21 protein-coding genes are annotated in these 16,458 nt (G+C 57.2%); 10 read left to right on the plus strand and 11 right to left on the minus strand.

What is annotated here, in order from left to right; translation table 11 throughout:
- Positions 1-2 precede the first annotated feature (2 nt).
- The 8 genes from sdhA to tsaD form a co-directional block, all read right to left on the minus strand.
- Positions 3-1,847, minus strand: coding sequence for a succinate dehydrogenase flavoprotein subunit (gene sdhA / locus HRR99_RS13600; protein ID WP_233122102.1), 1,845 nt, complete (start codon positions 1,845-1,847; stop codon positions 3-5).
- Between the two features lie 6 nt (positions 1,848-1,853).
- The gene (gene sdhD / locus HRR99_RS13605; RefSeq protein WP_233122103.1) at positions 1,854-2,234 is read right to left on the minus strand and encodes a succinate dehydrogenase, hydrophobic membrane anchor protein; all 381 of its coding nucleotides are present in this window, start codon (positions 2,232-2,234) and stop codon (positions 1,854-1,856) included.
- 12 nt (positions 2,235-2,246) lie between these two features.
- Positions 2,247-2,639 (minus strand): succinate dehydrogenase, cytochrome b556 subunit, encoded by a 393-nt coding sequence (gene sdhC / locus HRR99_RS13610; protein ID WP_045230942.1) that lies wholly within the window; start codon positions 2,637-2,639, stop codon positions 2,247-2,249.
- Between the two features lie 656 nt (positions 2,640-3,295).
- A complete protein-coding gene (locus tag HRR99_RS13615) occupies positions 3,296-3,940 on the minus strand; it encodes a class I SAM-dependent methyltransferase (protein WP_233122104.1) in 645 nt (214 codons plus the stop codon).
- A 6-nt stretch (positions 3,941-3,946) separates the two neighbouring features.
- Complete coding sequence (locus HRR99_RS13620) at positions 3,947-4,387, minus strand: EVE domain-containing protein (RefSeq protein ID WP_233122105.1); 441 nt, start codon at positions 4,385-4,387, stop codon at positions 3,947-3,949.
- A gap of 5 nt (positions 4,388-4,392) precedes the next feature.
- Positions 4,393-4,686 (minus strand): YciI-like protein, encoded by a 294-nt coding sequence (locus tag HRR99_RS13625; RefSeq protein ID WP_233122106.1) that lies wholly within the window; start codon positions 4,684-4,686, stop codon positions 4,393-4,395.
- Positions 4,687-4,706: 20 nt separating this feature from the next.
- Complete coding sequence (locus HRR99_RS13630; RefSeq protein WP_233122107.1) at positions 4,707-5,696, minus strand: NAD(P)H-dependent glycerol-3-phosphate dehydrogenase; 990 nt, start codon at positions 5,694-5,696, stop codon at positions 4,707-4,709.
- Complete coding sequence (gene tsaD, locus HRR99_RS13635) at positions 5,693-6,790, minus strand: tRNA (adenosine(37)-N6)-threonylcarbamoyltransferase complex transferase subunit TsaD (RefSeq protein ID WP_233122108.1); 1,098 nt, start codon at positions 6,788-6,790, stop codon at positions 5,693-5,695. The genes HRR99_RS13630 and tsaD overlap by 4 nt, the downstream gene beginning before the upstream one ends.
- A gap of 72 nt (positions 6,791-6,862) precedes the next feature.
- Here tsaD and hemC point away from each other — a divergent pair, with 72 nt between their 5' ends.
- The 6 genes from hemC to HRR99_RS13665 all read left to right on the plus strand — a co-directional run bounded on the left by hemC (position 6,863) and on the right by HRR99_RS13665 (position 12,579).
- The gene (gene hemC / locus HRR99_RS13640) at positions 6,863-7,792 is read left to right on the plus strand and encodes a hydroxymethylbilane synthase (RefSeq protein ID WP_233122109.1); all 930 of its coding nucleotides are present in this window, start codon (positions 6,863-6,865) and stop codon (positions 7,790-7,792) included.
- 2 nt (positions 7,793-7,794) lie between these two features.
- Positions 7,795-8,532 (plus strand): uroporphyrinogen-III synthase, encoded by a 738-nt coding sequence (locus tag HRR99_RS13645; protein WP_233122110.1) that lies wholly within the window; start codon positions 7,795-7,797, stop codon positions 8,530-8,532.
- A gap of 72 nt (positions 8,533-8,604) precedes the next feature.
- Complete coding sequence (locus tag HRR99_RS13650; RefSeq protein ID WP_233122111.1) at positions 8,605-9,972, plus strand: COG4223 family protein; 1,368 nt, start codon at positions 8,605-8,607, stop codon at positions 9,970-9,972.
- 3 nt (positions 9,973-9,975) lie between these two features.
- Positions 9,976-11,574 (plus strand): heme biosynthesis protein HemY, encoded by a 1,599-nt coding sequence (locus tag HRR99_RS13655; protein ID WP_233122112.1) that lies wholly within the window; start codon positions 9,976-9,978, stop codon positions 11,572-11,574.
- 18 nt (positions 11,575-11,592) lie between these two features.
- Positions 11,593-12,084, plus strand: coding sequence for a tellurite resistance TerB family protein (locus tag HRR99_RS13660; protein WP_233122113.1), 492 nt, complete (start codon positions 11,593-11,595; stop codon positions 12,082-12,084).
- A gap of 204 nt (positions 12,085-12,288) precedes the next feature.
- On the plus strand, positions 12,289-12,579 hold the full coding sequence (locus HRR99_RS13665) for a YggT family protein (RefSeq protein WP_111840440.1): 291 nt from the start codon (positions 12,289-12,291) through the stop codon (positions 12,577-12,579).
- 83 nt (positions 12,580-12,662) lie between these two features.
- Here the strand turns inward: HRR99_RS13665 and ppa are convergent, their stop codons facing one another.
- Together ppa and HRR99_RS13675 are read right to left on the minus strand one after the other, a co-directional pair.
- Positions 12,663-13,196 (minus strand): inorganic diphosphatase, encoded by a 534-nt coding sequence (ppa, locus tag HRR99_RS13670; protein WP_233122114.1) that lies wholly within the window; start codon positions 13,194-13,196, stop codon positions 12,663-12,665.
- Between the two features lie 294 nt (positions 13,197-13,490).
- Positions 13,491-13,727 carry a hypothetical protein gene (locus HRR99_RS13675; protein ID WP_233122115.1) on the minus strand — a complete coding sequence of 79 codons (237 nt, stop codon included), beginning with the start codon at positions 13,725-13,727 and terminating at the stop codon, positions 13,491-13,493.
- 111 nt (positions 13,728-13,838) lie between these two features.
- Between HRR99_RS13675 and HRR99_RS13680 the strand changes: the two genes are divergently transcribed.
- Positions 13,839-14,750: an HpcH/HpaI aldolase/citrate lyase family protein gene (locus HRR99_RS13680; RefSeq protein ID WP_233122116.1), complete on the plus strand. Its 912-nt coding sequence runs from the start codon at positions 13,839-13,841 to the stop codon at positions 14,748-14,750.
- Positions 14,747-14,953 (plus strand): DUF1737 domain-containing protein, encoded by a 207-nt coding sequence (locus HRR99_RS13685; protein ID WP_112499048.1) that lies wholly within the window; start codon positions 14,747-14,749, stop codon positions 14,951-14,953. Before HRR99_RS13680 ends, HRR99_RS13685 begins: the two co-directional genes overlap by 4 nt.
- 27 nt (positions 14,954-14,980) lie before the next feature.
- Here the strand turns inward: HRR99_RS13685 and HRR99_RS13690 are convergent, their stop codons facing one another.
- Positions 14,981-15,421: a metallopeptidase family protein gene (locus HRR99_RS13690; protein WP_062452937.1), complete on the minus strand. Its 441-nt coding sequence runs from the start codon at positions 15,419-15,421 to the stop codon at positions 14,981-14,983.
- A gap of 326 nt (positions 15,422-15,747) precedes the next feature.
- Here HRR99_RS13690 and rplU point away from each other — a divergent pair, with 326 nt between their 5' ends.
- Together rplU and rpmA are read left to right on the plus strand one after the other, a co-directional pair.
- Positions 15,748-16,062 carry a 50S ribosomal protein L21 gene (gene rplU, locus HRR99_RS13695; protein ID WP_045230876.1) on the plus strand — a complete coding sequence of 105 codons (315 nt, stop codon included), beginning with the start codon at positions 15,748-15,750 and terminating at the stop codon, positions 16,060-16,062.
- A 40-nt stretch (positions 16,063-16,102) separates the two neighbouring features.
- Positions 16,103-16,372, plus strand: coding sequence for a 50S ribosomal protein L27 (gene rpmA, locus HRR99_RS13700; protein ID WP_111840445.1), 270 nt, complete (start codon positions 16,103-16,105; stop codon positions 16,370-16,372).
- The last annotated feature ends 86 nt before the right edge of the window (positions 16,373-16,458 follow it).

Raw genomic sequence — 16,458 nt, forward strand, 5'->3', positions numbered from 1 at the left:
AATCAATAGACGCGTGCTTTGGGCGCGATCTTCTGGAGATCGATGCCCTCGGCGATGAGATCGGTGTGAACCGGACGGTAATCAAGCTTCACATCGCCCTGCTCGTTGACCCAGGCCAGCGTGTGCTTGCGCCAGTTGACATCATCTCGACCACCGAAGGGACCATCGACGAAGTCTTCACGCGCATGGCTGCCACGGCTTTCCTTACGGGCTTCCGCGCCGTAAACGGTCGTGATGGCATTGGCCATGAGGTTTTCCAGTTCGAGCGTCTCAACCAGATCGGAGTTCCAGACCATCGAGCGGTCTGTGACCTTGATGTCGGGTAGCTCTTTCCAGATCGCCGAAATGCGCTTGCAACCGCTTTCCAGCGATTCCTGTGTGCGGAACACGGCTGCATCGTCCTGCATGGCGCGCTGCATCTTGTCGCGCAGAACAGCAGTCGGTGTGCCGCCATTGGCGTTGCGCAGACGGTCGAAGCGATCCATGATCTTGTCGCAGGCAGCGACGTTGAGCGCTGGAACGGCGCTGGCACGATCAATGACTTCGGCTGCACGAATGGCTGCAGCGCGACCAAAGACAACAAGGTCGATCAACGAGTTGGAGCCGAGACGGTTGGCACCATGAACCGAAGCGCAACCGGCTTCACCCACGGCCATCAGGCCTGGAAGGATGCGCTCTGGGTTTTCGCTATCAGCGTTCAGCACTTCACCCCAATAGTTGGTGGGAATGCCGCCCATATTGTAGTGAACCGTCGGCAGAACCGGGATCGGCTCGCGCGTCACGTCCACGCCTGCGAAAATCTTGGCGCTTTCGGAAATGCCCGGCAGGCGCTCGTGCAGAATAGCGGGATCGAGGTGATCCAGATGCAGGAAGATATGATCCTTGTTCTTGCCAACGCCACGGCCTTCACGGATTTCCATGGTCATGCAGCGCGAGACGACGTCACGCGAGGCGAGATCCTTGGCGGATGGCGCATAGCGCTCCATGAAGCGCTCGCCTTCGGAGTTGACGAGATAGCCGCCTTCACCGCGCGCACCTTCGGTAATCAGACAGCCTGCGCCGTAAATACCGGTTGGGTGGAACTGAACGAATTCCATGTCCTGAAGTGGAAGACCGGCGCGGGCAACCATGCCGCCGCCGTCGCCTGTGCAAGTGTGCGCAGATGTCGCCGAGAAGTAGGCGCGACCGTAACCACCGGTCGCCAGAACGACCATCTTGGCGGTGAAGCGATGGATCGTGCCGTCATCGAGGTTCCAGGCAACGACGCCCGTGCAACGGCTGCCATCATCAGACATGATGAGGTCGAGCGCGAAATATTCGATAAAGAATTCGGCGTTGTTGCGCAGCGACTGGCCGTAAAGCGTGTGCAGAATAGCATGGCCAGTACGGTCGGCGGCAGCGCAGGTACGCTGCACCGGAGGACCTTCACCGTAATTCTGCATGTGACCGCCGAACGGGCGCTGGTAAATCTTGCCCTCGGCGTTACGCGAGAACGGCACGCCGTAATGCTCCAGCTCATAGACTGCCTTAGGCGCTTCCATGGCGAGATACTGCATGGCGTCCACATCGCCCAGCCAGTCGGAACCCTTTACGGTGTCATAAAGGTGCCACTGCCAGCTATCCGGCGTCATGTTGTTGAGCGAGGCTGCAATACCGCCCTGTGCCGCAACCGTGTGCGAACGGGTCGGGAAAACCTTGGTGATGCAGGCTGTCTTGAAGCCCTGTTCGGCCATGCCGAGCGTCGCGCGAAGACCCGCGCCACCGGCACCGACGACGATCACATCATAGGAGTGGTCGACGTAAGTATAGGCCTTGCCGTTCTGAGTAGGTGAACTGATCGATGCCATGACGGATTATCCTGCGAATGCGATTTTCAGAACGGCGAAGAGACAGAGACCAGCCATGATCACCGAGAAGAAGGTGTTGAGCATCAGAAGAACCAGTTTCGGAACTTCCGCATGCACGTAGTCTTCGATGATGACCTGCATGCCCAGCTTCATGTGGATGATACCGGAGACGACGACAAGAACCATCGTTACGGCAACCAGCGGGTTCGAAAGAGCCGAAGAAACCACGTCGTACGGCGCACCGCCATACATCACCAGAAACACGACGAAGAAGATCAGCAGCGGCACGTTGGCAATCGCGGTGACTCGCTGGCGCCAGAAGTGCTCGGTGCCTTCTTTGGCAGAGCCCAGACCGCGAACCTTATTGAGAGGTGTACGCATATCCATGACAGTATCTCCTCAGCGCACGATCAGGGCGACAACCCAGATCAGCGCGGTCAGACAGATGGAAACCACCCAAGATGCCTTGGCGATCTTCGTGGTGAAATGCTTGTCGAAGCCATGACCCAGATCCCACATGAAGTGGCGAAAACCACCCAGCATGTGATGAACCAGCGCCCATGTGTAGCCGATCAAAACGAGCTTTCCGATGATGGAGCTCATGGCCCACTGAACCCAGCTATAGGCATCAACGCCCGACGCCGTCGCGATCAGCCACCAGGCGACCAGCAACGTGCCGAAATAGAGCGCGGCACCGGTAATGCGGTGCACGATCGACGCAAGCATGGTTGGAATAAGCTTGTAGACTTGAAGATGCGGCGACAATGGCCGATTGCTTGTCGTATTCGCCATATAAACCTCACGGCGTTCCTGCGCACCGAATTGCGGGCGCCCCCAAACAACGCACATAAAGGAAAAATGTGCATTGCACCAACCGCGACCTTTAATAGCACGGAGCCATGACCACAAGCGCAATTGACCTTCGAAACGAATTTAATCGATTGGGTATCGCAGAATCTTTCGTGTTTCACGGATCGAAAATAAAATATCAAGCATTTCCAAGTGTCACAGATCAAAATATCTTACGTAAACGTCAAATTTAATTCCGATTTACGACCCCAGAAAATGGAGCGATACAGTCATGTTTTATATCCGAATCATGCTTGCTTCGGCTCTGATAGCAACGTCGTTTTCAACGGTCGCGAGTGCGCAATCCTCTGAGACATCACGCGACTTTGGTTATTCTCATACCCGACATCAAGGCAAATCGTACTATAGTGGAGATGGCCTGCCATCGCATCTCAGAGGCGTCGGGACCTATTCAGGCGCGTTTTACGCAAGCCGCGCGCCACGCAACGGGAATTATTTCACGGTTGAAGGCTCAGGAAGAGGCGTCCGCTATAGCAACGACACAGCCTCACCGAGGATTATCCATGTCGATAGTAGAGCAAGCGGTGAAAATTGCTCGTATGAAGCAGGCGTCTGCGTCATCAGGCCCTGATGATCGATCAGACGAACTCCCAGACCGTCGTCTTCTTCACGTCGCTGTCTTCCAGCGCCCGCGTGACCGGCACCTCGTAGGTCGCACAGGCCCTCAAGCGATCTAAGGGCAAATAGGCCCTACCCGGGTCCCCAACCAGAACTTTCACACCTTTTACAGCGAGCGCGGAAAGCCAGGGTGTCAAAGCTTCGGCAAAAGCGCGATCGTAAAAAACATCTCCGGCCAGAAGCACCTCGGTGTCCATATCGGAGCCAATGACGTCACGACCTGAGAAGCCGATAACAACGTCGTTTTCGCAAGCGTTGAGCCTTATCGCTGTCTCAGCCCATGGGTCTATGTCTACAGCCGTTACCTGCATCGCACCAGACTTCGCCGCGGCGATAGCGACCAGCCCGGAACCGCTTGCGAAATCCACCACGCGCTTGCCTTGCACCGTCTCGGGATTATCGATGATGTAACGCGCAAGTCCCTGCCCGCCTGCCCAGGCAAAAGCCCAGAACGGCGGCGGCAGGCCGATTTCCTGTAGCTCTTCTTCCGTCTTCAGCCACAGATCGTGGGCCTCACTCGCCAGATGAAGCCTGACCTCCGGCACATGCGGCGGCACCATGATGCTCGTATTGTCGCGGATGAAGGTTTCAGGCTCGGTTTTCAATCGACATCATTTCGTGCGAGGCGGCTTGTCGAGCTTACCCATGCGGCAGACTTCCAGATATTCGTCTTCTGTCACCGGCTGCACGGAAAGCCGCATGGATGTGACCAAAGACATATCCGCAAGCTTCTGGCTGGCCTTCACGTCCTTCAAGGACACCGGCTGCGGCATGTCGCAGACTGCTTTGATGTGGACGCAATCCCAGCGATGATCACCCTCAGCCGACGAATCCGGCTGCGACAACTCGCAGACCTCGACAATGCCGACGACTTCCAAGCCTTCATTGGAATGGTAGAAGAATCCCTTATCGCCAATTTTCATGGCGCGCATATTATTGCGTGCCTGATAATTGCGAACGCCGGTCCACTCTTCCCCCGCATCGCCCTTGGCCTTTTGCTGCTCCCAGGACCATGTCGCCGGCTCGGATTTGAAAAGCCAGTAATTCGCCATCTGTCTTACGCTCCAGGATTGTTGAAGACCCAATTATAGGGCTTCACATCGACGCTCTCGAACAGAGCGGCCTTTGCATAGGGGTCAGCATCCGCCAGTGCCCGTGCAGCGTCGATATCTGCTGCCTCGACAATCACCAGACTGCCATTTGGCTTGCCATCGGCATCCAGAAACGGACCTGCCATTTTCAGGATGCCGTCGGCATTGAGCTTGTTGAGATGCTCCAGATGCACGGGGCGGGTTTCCATGCGCACATGCAGATGGTCGGGCTTGTCTTTGCAGATGAAGGCAAACAGCATTTTCGTCTCCTCTTGTCGCCCTATTCGGTGGTGATCGGGCGCGTCATCAATTGTTGTATGGCGGTTTTCACATCCAGCCGCCCATCGATAATGGCTGCTACCGCACTCGTCACCGGCATCTCGACACCAAGGTCTGCGGCGATCCGCGACGCGATGGAGGCGGCATAGGCGCCTTCGACAAGCCCACCGTGGAAAGAGGCGGGATCACCGCCCTGCCCCAGCAGAATGCCGAAGCGCAAATTGCGTGATTGATGGCTGGTGGCCGTCAGGACAAGATCGCCCAGCCCGGAAAGACCGCGCACCGTATCCGCAATGCCGCCCATGGCCGCAACCAGACGCGACATTTCCGCCAGTCCTCGCGAGATCAGCGCGGCCCTGGCGGAATCGCCAAGCCCCGCCCCTTCGACGATACCGCAGGCGATTGCCAGCACATTCTTCAACGCGCCGCCAAGCTGCACGCCTGTTCGGTCCGTAGAGGCATAAAGCCGGAACGTCTGGCCTGAAATCGTCTGCGCCAATCGCTCGGCCACGGCACGGTCACCAGCAGCGACGGCCATGGCTGTGGGCAGGCCGCTCGCGATATCGGCAGCAAAGCCGGGGCCTGAGAGCACGCCAACCGGATGGTTCGGCAATTCATGCTCCAGCACGTCGGTCAACAATTGCCCGGATGAGCGATCGATGCCCTTGGCGCAGGTCACGACGACAGCATCTTTAGAGAGATAGGGGCCGTAGGACCGAGCCGCATCCGCTTGGGCCTGCGAAGGCATGGCAAACAGAACGATATCGGCAGCATGAAGCACATCGGGCTCTGCGGAATAGTGAAGCGCATCCGGCAAGAATATCCCCGGCAAAGCCGCTTCGTGAACACCGAGGTTTCGCAAGTCCGCCATCAAAGCGGCATCGCGGCCCAGAAGGGTCACGTCGTGACGGTTCTCCAGCGCGACTACGACGGCGATGGCCGTTCCGAAAGCGCCAGCACCAATGACGACAAGCTTTTCCCTGTCACTCATGCCTTGGCTCCGCGCTTGCCAAACCCGATCAACGTCTGCGCCTGTGCGTCCAACGGCCAACGAGAACGTGGCTGCACATCAAGACTGTCAGGCTCCATGCCCTGTGCCATACGCTCCAGCCCTGCCCAGGCAATCATCGCAGCATTGTCGGTGCACAGTTCCAGGGGTGGCGCGACGAAGCGGAAGCCGTTGGTATCGCACAGGGCCTGAAGCGTGCTGCGAATCTCCTTGTTGGCAGCGACACCACCCGCAACCACCAGCGCCGGGCCGCCCTCGACAGAGGGAAATTCACTCGAAAACCGTTGCAAGCCGCGACCGATACGGTCCTTCAAGGTGCGCGAAACTGCTTTCTGGAATGACGCGCAAATATCAGAGATATCCTGTTCAGACAGCGGAGCAATGGCGGTAGCGGCCTGCCTTACGGCTGTTTTGAGACCTGAGAAGGAAAAGTCCAGACGAGCTTCGCCGACCATGGGGCGCGGAAGTGCGAAACGATCGGCATCGCCATTGGCAGCCGCCTTTTCGACCGCTGGCCCGCCGGGATAGGGTAATCCCAAAAGCTTAGCCGTCTTGTCGAACGCTTCGCCCAGCGCATCGTCGATGGTGGTGCCCCAGCGTTCGTACTGTCCAACGCCACGCACGAGAATCAGCTGCGTATGCCCACCGGACACCAGGAGCATGAGATAGGGAAACGACAGCCCATCCGTCAGCCGCGCCGTCAGCGCATGACCTTCCAGATGGTTGACGGCATAGAGCGGTTTACCCGCCGCCTTGGCGATGGCCTTGCCTGTCATCAGGCCGACGATCAGACCGCCGATCAAACCCGGACCGGAGGTGGCGGCAACGGCGTCGATATCCGCCAGCGTCACACCGGCCTTGGCCAACGCTTCTTCTATCAACGTATCCAGCGCCTCGACATGCGCGCGCGCTGCAATCTCGGGCACCACACCACCGTAGGCACTGTGCTCTTCCAACTGCGACAAAACGACGTCGGAGATGATTTCCCCACGCCCGTCAGCATGCCGAACCACCACGGATGCAGCGGTTTCGTCACAACTTGTCTCTATGCCGAGGATACGAAGAAAGGGGGTCATCAGCCGGTTCGTTGATTGCGGTGCTCAGGAAACTTGGGTACGAACACCTCCGGTAACAATGGATAGAAGCGGATGCAAACAAAACCTTTCCGAATCGGCACACGCGCCAGCCCGTTGGCACTGGCGCAGGCACACGAGACGCGCGATCGCCTTGTGGCGGCCCACGGTCTTGCGACCGAGATGTTCGAGATTGTGCCGATCTCCACAAAGGGTGACCGCATCGCTGACCGCGCACTTTCGGAAGTTGGCGGCAAGGGTCTGTTCACGGAAGAACTGGAAACACAGCTTCTGTCCGGCGAACTGGATTTCGCCGTTCATTCCTCCAAGGATGTGGCGACAAAGCTGCCTGATGGATTGCATCTTTCCGCATTTCTTCCACGAGAGGATGTCCGCGATGCCTTTATCGGCCGCGCCGCGCCGAGGCTGACCGAATTGCCACATGGTGCGACCGTAGGCTCCGCATCGCTGCGCCGACAGGCATTGATCCGCCGCGTCAGGCCCGATCTCAACGTCATCCTGTTTCGCGGTGCAGTGGCCACGCGTCTGCGCAAACTGGAAGATGGCCTGGCAGACGCGACATTGCTCGCTTTTGCCGGGCTGAAGCGGCTTGATATGGCAGACGTTCCGACGCAGGTGCTTGAGACCTCGGACTTTCTGCCAGCGCCTGCGCAGGGCGCCATCGGCATCGAAAGTCGCATCGGTGACACGCGCATCGATGATCTGCTGGCTGCCATCAACCACTGTCCCACCTTCGATGCCGTATCCTGCGAACGTGCGTTTCTATCGGTTCTCGACGGCTCCTGCCGTACACCCATCGCCGGCTACGCGACCTGCGAGGGGGACGATATGCACTTTTCCGGCCTTATCCTCACACCGGATGGTCGCACCGAACACAGTGTCGAAATAACGGGCAAATGCACGCAGGCCTTGGCACTCGGCAGACAGGCAGGCGAACAGGTTCGCGCTGCCGCTGGCACTGGTTTCTTTGAAGGTTGGACCTGACCATGCGCGTCGTCGTCACCCGCCCGGAAGCATCAGGGCTGAAGACGGCGGAGCTTCTGCGCGAACGCGGGCACGACCCTGTGATGCTGCCACTGACCAGACCGATCCATGATTCTGACGCTGTTGCATCAGCATTTTCGAAACGCTTTGACACACTTGCGATAACGAGTGCCGAAGCCATCCGAGCCATAGTGGCATGCGGCGTGGATATGGACACGATCCGACACGCAACGCTGTTTGCGGTTGGACAAGCATCGGCCAATGCAGCGCGTTCTGCAGGTTTTGAAAACGTCGTCGCGGGCAAGGGCGATGGCGAGGAACTGGCCCAGACCATCTTTGACATCGGCATCGAGAGACAGGCGGGCACAGTTCTTTATCTGGCGGGCTCTGTAAGAGAGGTCGGCTTCGAAGAGCGCCTCTCAGCGCTGCACATTCCATTTGAAACCGTTGAAGTATACGGGATGGAGCCGGTAAACTGGGACCGTGCCGGTTTGGAGGCCATCGTGTCCTCGCGACCAATAGATGCCGTTCTTTTTTACTCCAGCGAGGCCGTTCGAGGGTTTTTCGATCTGATGCATCGCACTGGCGTTCAGATTGTTTCCGCTCACATCAAATTCATCTGCATCAGTGATAAGGTTCTCTCTCTCATTCCAGAACCGCTGCAAGCCAAGGCATTTGCAGCCAGGACACCCCGTGAGACCGAAATGTTTGATCTGCTTGATCGGATCACGGGAACCTAATTCCCTCTTGCCCCTTTCCTTTGCCGTTATCACTGACTAGGTTTAGGGAAATGCAGGCAGAATGAGGTTGTCATGGTATCGGGAAAGCCGCCACGCCACTCCAAGTCCACCGCCGAGCCGGTCACGATTGATCTGGACGCCAAAGACGTGAAAGAAATCGGCAAAGATGCGGACACTGCGGTCGGTTCAACCGCTGCAAAAACCGATACGGTAGAGACACCTACCCCCGCTCAGAGCGCACCTGCGACGACACCTGATGAGAACCCCAAACCGATCTGGGACCAGCAGGTCAAAAAGCCTATCGAGCCTGAGCCGAACATTCACAAGGCCGATGATGCCAAACCCGCGCCCGACACGGCGCAGGCATCGCCGAAGGCGACCTCGGTACCGCCTTTAAAAAAAGATACGCCCAAGCCTGACGAGGCGAAGAAGGAACAGCCCAAGGCGGAGACGAGCAAACCCGCCGTGGACACCAAATACTCTTCGACGACAGCGACGACCCCGAAAACCACGACAGGAAACGAAGCCGGTAGTTCAAGCCTTCTCCTTGCGGGCATCGTTGGCGGTCTGATTGCGCTTCTGGCAGCAGGAAGCATGCAATATGCTGGTTATCTGCCACCGTTTTCTGGCAACAATGCTTCTTCCGACGAGCTCGCGACGCTCAAGTCTCAGGTCACAGCACTTCGCGAGCAGGCTGCAAGTAACCCAAACTCGTCTGCCGATACATCTGCACTTGAAACGCGCCTTGCCGCTCTGGAAAATTCCGCGTCGACCGCGAGCGGTGATATCGCAGGTAAAGTCACCGCACTCGAATCCACCGTCGCTGCGCTACAGTCGGAGAAGACAGCGCAGGATGCGGCCAACGCCGACCTGACGCGACGTCTGACCGATGCTGAAACCAAGATCAATGAGCCTCGGGACGATATTGAAGTCGCCCGCGCCATCGCCTCAGCCGGTCTTAAAGCTGCGATTGACCGCGGCGGCCCGTTCCTGACTGAACTGGACACGCTTTCAAAGGTTACACCCGATGACCCAGCCGTTCAGTCGCTTCGCCCATTCGCTGCGACTGGCGTGCCGTCTCGTGCCGAGCTTACGCGCAATTTCCCCGATGTAGCGAGTGCCATGCTCGATTCGCTGCGCCAGAGTGATCCCAACCAGGGCGTCATCGATCGGCTAACCGAAAGCGCCCTGTCGCTGGTGAAAGTCCGGCCTGTCGGAAACGTAGAAGGTGAAGGTGCCGAGGCGAAGATTGCCCGGATGGAAGACAAGCTGCGAAACGGTGACCTCAAGGGTGCGTCACTGGAATGGGACGGTGTCCCAGATACTGCCAAGGCTGCATCAGCTGATTTCAAGAAGTCGCTCGATGCCCGTGTTCAGGTGGAAGACCTCGTGAACGGAACGTTGACCCGCGCCATCACTCGCACTGGCCAGCAGGGATAAGATATGACCAAGATCATCAGCTTCGTCGTCTTCATACTTGTCGTTGCCTATGGCTTTTCCTGGCTTGCAGACCGCCCGGGGGAACTCTCCCTGGTCTGGCAGGGCCAGTTGATCGAAATGAGCCTCATGACAGCAGCCTGCGCCGTCGCAGCGTTGATTGCCGCGGTCATGATCGTCTGGTGGATTTTCAATACCCTGTGGAATTCTCCACACGTCGTGCGTCGTTACTTCCGCTCTCGCAAGCGCGACCGTGGCTATCAGGCGCTCTCGACCGGCCTCATTGCTGCCGGAGCCGGCAACGCCCTGCTCGCTCGCAAGATGACGGCGCGCACGCAAGGCCTGCTGAGCGCTGATCAGGAACCACTCATTCACTTGTTGGAAGCGCAGGCAGACCTCATCGAGGGCAAATATGACGCCGCGCGTCGCAAATTCGAGGCGATGGCACAGGACCCCGAGACGCGCGAGCTTGGTCTTCGAGGCCTCTATATGGAAGCCCGTCGCCAAGGTGCAAATGAAGCCGCCCTCGAATACGCTGAGGATGCAGCCAAGAATGCACCTTATCTGCCATGGGCCGCGCAGGCGACTTTGGAAAGCAAGTCCCGCAATGGAGAGTGGGATGATGCCATCCGTTTGCTAGATCAGCAAAAGGCCGCAAGTGTCATCGAGCGTGGCGAGGCGGAACGTCTCAAGGCCGTACTCCTGACGGCAAAGGCGGAAGAGAAATTCGAGAGCGACCCGAAGGCCGCACGCGAAGACGCCAAACAGGCACTTAAGCTGTCGAAGGCGCTGGTGCCCGCTGCGCTCGTTGCCGCAAAGTCTTACCTGCGCGAGGACAACCTGCGCAAGGCGGCAGCGGTTCTGGAACCCGTCTGGAAAATTGCGCCCCATCCGCAGATTGCGCAGGTTTACGTGCGGGCACGCAGCGGCGATACCGCCGTTGATCGCCTGAAGCGTGCGGAACGGCTGGAAAGCCTGAAGCCCAACAACGTCGAGTCACTGTTTGCCGTCGCGCAGGCCGCCCTCGACGCTGGCGACTTCACACGGGCCCGGATGAAGGCGGAAGCCGCCGCCCGAATGGAGCCGCGCGAAAGCGTCTTTCTTCTGATGGCCGACATCGAAGAGGCAGAAACGGGCGATCAGGGTCGTATACGCCATTGGATGTCCCAGGCATTGCGCGCACCGCGTGACTACGCCTGGGTGGCGGATGGCGTCGTCTCGGAGAAATGGCTCCCCATCTCTCCAGTTAACGGACGCCTAGATGCATTCGAGTGGAAGACGCCGTTCGGCCAGATGGAAAGCCCGGTTGAAGGTGTGACCGTTGACCACGCGCTGTCATCCCTGCCGGAAATCACCGAGCCCGAAGTGCGCGAGCGGATCATCGAGATACCAGTGCCGGTAAAGCCACCTGAGCCTGTCGTCGTCGCTGAACCTATCAAGACGGCAATTGTTGAAAAGCCGCCCGCACTGAGAAAAGAAGAACCAAAGCCCAACGCTGAAAAGCGGCCTGAACCGGTACCTTTTTTCGGTGGTTTGCCGGACGATCCTGGCGTGAAAAAGCCTAATGCCGAGCCGGATGAGAAGACCCGCCTCAAATTGTTTTGATCGATTTCAAGGAAAATCATGTTCGATCGCATTCAGTCCTTTTTCCAAAACCTGACCCAAGGCGGATCGCAACAGGATTTCGCACCCGACGATCTGAGGGTCGCGATCGCCGCTCTCTGTTTTCAGGTCATGGAGGCCGATGGCACCGTTTCCGACGTCGAGCGTAAACGCCTGCGTGAACTCCTTCAGGAGCACTATCAGCTCTCCTCCAACAAACTGGAAGCCTTGATGGACGCTGGTCGCGAGGCTGGCAGAGAAGCGGTTGATTATTACCGCTTCACAGCAGACATCCGCCGCCACCTCGACGAAGAAAAGCGCATCGAACTGATCGGCATCCTCTGGGACATCGTCTATGCCGACGGAGAGCGCAACGAAATGGAAGATCACGTGATCTGGCGCGTTGCCGACCTGCTCGGCGTATCTGTCCGCGACAGGGTGTTGCAACGCCAACAGGCTGCAACCCATGTGAACATTTCCGAGGATAACGAAAGTCACAAAGACGCGGTTTGACACCAAATCTTGCTGGCGTCGGTCTTGGCAACAATTTCCTGAGTTTTATGGCGGTGGTGTGGTCGTGCCGGGTAAAGCCTTGCCGCTCTCAAAGCTCCTCATGAAAGAGGCCGGTTAACCAAGCGCGACGGGCACATTGGCGCTTCCACTTGCCGGTTGATCTGCGAATGTCTAAATGTCACTCAACAACGATTGGAGACATTGATGCTTGCCCTGTTTCAGACAATAGATCTGGCCCTGAACCTCTATACATGGGTGCTGATTGCCAGCGCTCTCTTCTCTTGGCTCTACGCCTTCAACGTCATCAATTCTTCGAACCAGTTCGTCGGCTCGATTGGCAGCTTCCTTTACAATGTCACGGAGCCAGCGCTGCGTCCCATTCGCCGCGTTCTTCCCAACCTCGGTGGCATCGATATTTCGCCCATCATCCTGTTGCTCCTCATCTTCTTCATTCGCTCCTTGATGTGGAACACCATTTACCCGTTGGTTGCCTGAACCTTAGTCTCAGACACAAAAAAACCTCCGGATCGGCGACGACCCGGAGGTTTTCAATCATTCGATCAAGCTTGATCTAAATATCAGGCCTGAGCCTTGTAGCGCTCGATGGCTTCGACGATCAGCTTTTTGGCAACGTCCACGTTCTGCCAGCCGCCCATCTTCACCCATTTGCCGGGCTCCAGATCCTTGTAGTGCTCGAAGAAATGCTCGATCTGCTTCAGCGTAATTTCTGGCAGGTCGGTATAGTTCTGCACCTTGTCGTAGCGCTGTGTCAGCTTCGGCGCGGGAACCGCGAGAATTTTCTCGTCCTTGCCGCCATCGTCTTCCATGATCATGACGCCGATCGGGCGCACGTTGATAACGCAGCCTGGAACGAGCGGACGCGTGTTGCAGATCAGCACATCGATAGGATCGCCATCTTCCGACAGTGTATGGGGCACGAAGCCGTAGTTGCCCGGATAGGTCATCGGGGTGTAGAGGAAACGGTCAACGACGAGAGCGCCCGCATCCTTGTCCATTTCGTACTTGATCGGGTGTCCGCCGACCGGCACTTCCACAATCACATTGATGTCATCCGGCGGGTTCTTGCCGATAGAAATTGCATCGATACGCATTCGCTTCCCTCGATTAGGTGGGTTTAACTGGCATGTCGATACTGGGAAAACGACCGCTTTGCAACACAACATCGCCCATTCGACGCAAACTCATCGAAGCAAATACAGGTTCAATTGCAGTGATTTGTCGCGCAAATAAGCGATCAGAGGCGTGGGCAACAATATAGTGCCATGGACTTTTCAGAAAACGTCATTCGACGTACGCAGCACAGGTGAGACGCCTGCAATGCAAGAAGAAGCCTCGGAATGCCCGTCGCTCCTGCTTACTTAGAGACTTTGAACCGGTCTTCGGAATCAGAGATCAATGATTGTACCGCGACCATCGTTCCAGACGCGCATGGTCTGCTGCTCATCTCTGCGGGTCTTGACCGGAATAGGCTCTTGCTTGAGACGGGAAGACGCCAGCCTGACCACGCTAATAACGGCGAGTACGCCTACAAAAGCGACCGTTAGAGAAGCGGTAAAGAGTGCGACAAGCGCCAGAACTGCGATGCTTGAAGCCGCGATGAAGAATGTACGTATGCCCTGCATTGTCCAAACCTTTCTGTCCTGACGAATGTGGTCCTTCCCTGCAACGCTTGCAAGAGGAATCACACTGTCTATCTTCTTGCGAATGTCACAAAAGGTTGACACAAGTACGGCATGGCCGATTTTTATCTCGACAATACTGTTCGTCCGCGACGCTCCCTTCTTTCGGTGCCGTCCATCAATTCACGCGCATTGGCAAAAGTACCGAATCTGGATTGCGACGGCGTGATTTTCGATCTGGAAGATTCCGTTGCACCTGACATGAAAGACGACGCGCGCCGCAATCTCCTGTCTTTCTTCAAAGAGACACGGTTGAACGAGCGCGAATCCATCATCCGTATCAATCCGCTTTCCAGTGCTGCGGGACGTGCTGATCTCGTCGCGGTTCTGGAATGCAGGCCCAGTGCCGTGCTGGTGCCGAAGGTCGATCACCCCTCCGATATTCACGATATCGCCGACGTTCTGGCGGAAGCCGATGCGCCCGAGGACATAAAAATATGGGCGATGATCGAGACGCCAAAGGGCGTCCTGAATGCCGCCGCGATTGCCGAAGCGTCACACACCCAAGGCTCTCGTCTTGGCGGCTTCATCGTCGGCCTCAACGATCTTCGCAAGGAAACACGCGTTCCTGCCCAACCGGGGCGCCATACACTGATGCCTTGGCTCATGCAGATCGTGCTGGCCGCCAGAGCTTACGGACTTGAGGTCATCGATAGCGTTTCCAACGACTTCAGCGATCTGGACGCATTTGCCAGCGAATGCGACCAGGGCCGCGCCATGGGCTTCGATGGCAAGATGCTGATCCACCCGGCCCAGATCGATGCCGCCAACCGGGCATTTGCACCGACGCATGAAGAATTGGCCGATGCGAAACAGATCATTGCCGCTTTCGCCAAGCCGGAATCTGTGGGATTGAATGTCATCAACGACAATGGGCGAATGATCGAGCGGCTTCACGTCAGCGAGGCTGAGAGACTGGTCGCGCTGATGAACGTCATTGCCCGAAGAAAAGGACAGGAAACATGAAGGTCTATCGTTTTATCACGGGCCCCGATGATGCAAAGTTCTGCCATCGCGTTACCGAAGCCCTCAATAAGGGCTGGGAACTGGCTGGCTCGCCAAGCTACGCGTTCAACGCGGCGGCAGGCATCATGCATTGCGGACAGGCCGTCACGAAAACGGTCGAAGGCAAGGAATACAACCCGGATATGAAGCTGGGCGAGCAGTAAGGCTCAAAAATGCGGCGCAACGGCGGATCAGCGATCCGTCGCTGCCTCGTCTGCGCTTTCTTCGATCCGCTCCATATCGTCGTCGGACAAGCCGAAGTGATGGCCGATTTCGTGGATGAGGACATGGGTGATGATATCGCCCAGCGTTTCCTCGTTCTCGGCCCAGTAATCCAGGATCGGACGACGATATAGCGTGATGCGGTTGACCATCTCGCCGGTTTCCATCGTGAAACGCTCGGAAATGCCGCGCCCTTCGAACAGGCCGAGCAGGTCGAACGGCGTTTCAAGCGCCATGTCTTCGAACACCTCATCGGTCGGAAAATCCGCGATTTCGATGATGAGGTCCTTCGTCAGCGCACGAAACTCTTCCGGCAAATGGCCATATGCCTCGATAGCAAGTGATTCAAACGCTGAAATTGTCGGCGCGTGGCGGTCCCGCCAATCGTCGGTTTTGTCTATGCGGGCCATTTCTGCTCCTTGTTGTGACGCCCATATAAACCCTTGGCGAAAAAATTTCGAGGCCTGTTTGCCACAAGGGTTAAAATCACAGGCGATTCTTGCTCGTCGCCTTGTTTTCAGGGCCTTTTGATCTTGACAGAAACGATGACCTCGCGTATTTCGCAGCCAAATTGATGGCGTATTGCGCCTTCTGTTTGCATCGCTTTGTCAAAAGCGGTTTCACCGGCAGGGTTCCAAGAGGCCTCAAACCTCCTAAATCTCCGCTATTCGACTGATAAAAAGACGGCCAGCACGCATTTGCGCGCAGAGCCGGAACGAACATGAAAGGGTAAAAAATGTTCGCAGTCATCAAGACCGGCGGTAAGCAGTACCGTGTAGCGGCCAACGACGTGCTCACAATTGAAAAGTTGGAAGCAGACGCTGGCGCAACTGTAGAATTCACCGAAGTTCTCGTGATCGGCGTTGGCGCCGACGCACAGTTCGGCGCACCTTTCGTTGCTGGCGCAACGGTCAAGGCTGAAGTTGTCGAACACAACCGCGGCAAGAAGGTCATCGCCTTCAAGAAGCGTCGTCGTCAGAACTCCAAGCGTACGCGCGGTCATCGTCAGCATCACACCGTCGTCCGTATCACGGACATCGTTGCAGCCTAATCGGCGCGACACGGGAAACTAGGTTTAAAGGAGCAATCCAATGGCACATAAAAAAGCTGGTGGTTCTTCGCGTAACGGTCGCGATTCCAACTCCAAGCGCCTTGGCGTAAAGAAGTTCGGCGGCGAAGCTGTCATTCCAGGCAACATTATTCTGCGCCAGCGCGGCACGCAGTGGCATCCGGGCGCCAATGTCGGCCTCGGCAAGGACCACACGATTTTCGCGCTGACAGCCGGTAATGTAGCCTTCCGCACGAAGGGCAATGGCCGCGTATACGTGTCTGTGGCACCGAAAGCGGAAGCAGCAGAATAAGCCGGTCGCGTCATATGCAGCCGGTGTCCCAATGACCCGGCTGAGACGTAACAGGTTCAGTCACAAAAAAGGGGAGTTGGGGCACC

Origin of the sequence: Agrobacterium vaccinii (genome assembly GCF_021310995.1) — a bacterium.
Classification (GTDB): domain Bacteria; phylum Pseudomonadota; class Alphaproteobacteria; order Rhizobiales; family Rhizobiaceae; genus Agrobacterium; species Agrobacterium vaccinii.

Bases quoted from the DNA above. Each gene is read 5' to 3' on its own strand.
- sdhA (WP_233122102.1), bottom strand. From the start codon at position 1,847: ATGGCATCGATCAGTTCACCTACTCAGAACGGCAAGGCCTATACTTAC.
- sdhD (WP_233122103.1), bottom strand. From the start codon at position 2,234: ATGGATATGCGTACACCTCTCAATAAGGTTCGCGGTCTGGGCTCTGCC.
- sdhC (WP_045230942.1), bottom strand. From the start codon at position 2,639: ATGGCGAATACGACAAGCAATCGGCCATTGTCGCCGCATCTTCAAGTC.
- HRR99_RS13620 (WP_233122105.1), bottom strand. From the start codon at position 4,387: ATGGCGAATTACTGGCTTTTCAAATCCGAGCCGGCGACATGGTCCTGG.
- HRR99_RS13625 (WP_233122106.1), bottom strand. From the start codon at position 4,686: ATGCTGTTTGCCTTCATCTGCAAAGACAAGCCCGACCATCTGCATGTG.
- HRR99_RS13630 (WP_233122107.1), bottom strand. From the start codon at position 5,696: ATGAGTGACAGGGAAAAGCTTGTCGTCATTGGTGCTGGCGCTTTCGGA.
- tsaD (WP_233122108.1), bottom strand. From the start codon at position 6,790: ATGACCCCCTTTCTTCGTATCCTCGGCATAGAGACAAGTTGTGACGAA.
- hemC (WP_233122109.1), top strand. From the start codon at position 6,863: ATGCAAACAAAACCTTTCCGAATCGGCACACGCGCCAGCCCGTTGGCA.
- HRR99_RS13645 (WP_233122110.1), top strand. From the start codon at position 7,795: ATGCGCGTCGTCGTCACCCGCCCGGAAGCATCAGGGCTGAAGACGGCG.
- HRR99_RS13650 (WP_233122111.1), top strand. From the start codon at position 8,605: ATGGTATCGGGAAAGCCGCCACGCCACTCCAAGTCCACCGCCGAGCCG.
- HRR99_RS13655 (WP_233122112.1), top strand. From the start codon at position 9,976: ATGACCAAGATCATCAGCTTCGTCGTCTTCATACTTGTCGTTGCCTAT.
- HRR99_RS13660 (WP_233122113.1), top strand. From the start codon at position 11,593: ATGTTCGATCGCATTCAGTCCTTTTTCCAAAACCTGACCCAAGGCGGA.
- HRR99_RS13665 (WP_111840440.1), top strand. From the start codon at position 12,289: ATGCTTGCCCTGTTTCAGACAATAGATCTGGCCCTGAACCTCTATACA.
- ppa (WP_233122114.1), bottom strand. From the start codon at position 13,196: ATGCGTATCGATGCAATTTCTATCGGCAAGAACCCGCCGGATGACATC.
- HRR99_RS13675 (WP_233122115.1), bottom strand. From the start codon at position 13,727: ATGCAGGGCATACGTACATTCTTCATCGCGGCTTCAAGCATCGCAGTT.
- HRR99_RS13680 (WP_233122116.1), top strand. From the start codon at position 13,839: ATGGCCGATTTTTATCTCGACAATACTGTTCGTCCGCGACGCTCCCTT.
- HRR99_RS13685 (WP_112499048.1), top strand. From the start codon at position 14,747: ATGAAGGTCTATCGTTTTATCACGGGCCCCGATGATGCAAAGTTCTGC.
- HRR99_RS13690 (WP_062452937.1), bottom strand. From the start codon at position 15,421: ATGGCCCGCATAGACAAAACCGACGATTGGCGGGACCGCCACGCGCCG.
- rplU (WP_045230876.1), top strand. From the start codon at position 15,748: ATGTTCGCAGTCATCAAGACCGGCGGTAAGCAGTACCGTGTAGCGGCC.
- rpmA (WP_111840445.1), top strand. From the start codon at position 16,103: ATGGCACATAAAAAAGCTGGTGGTTCTTCGCGTAACGGTCGCGATTCC.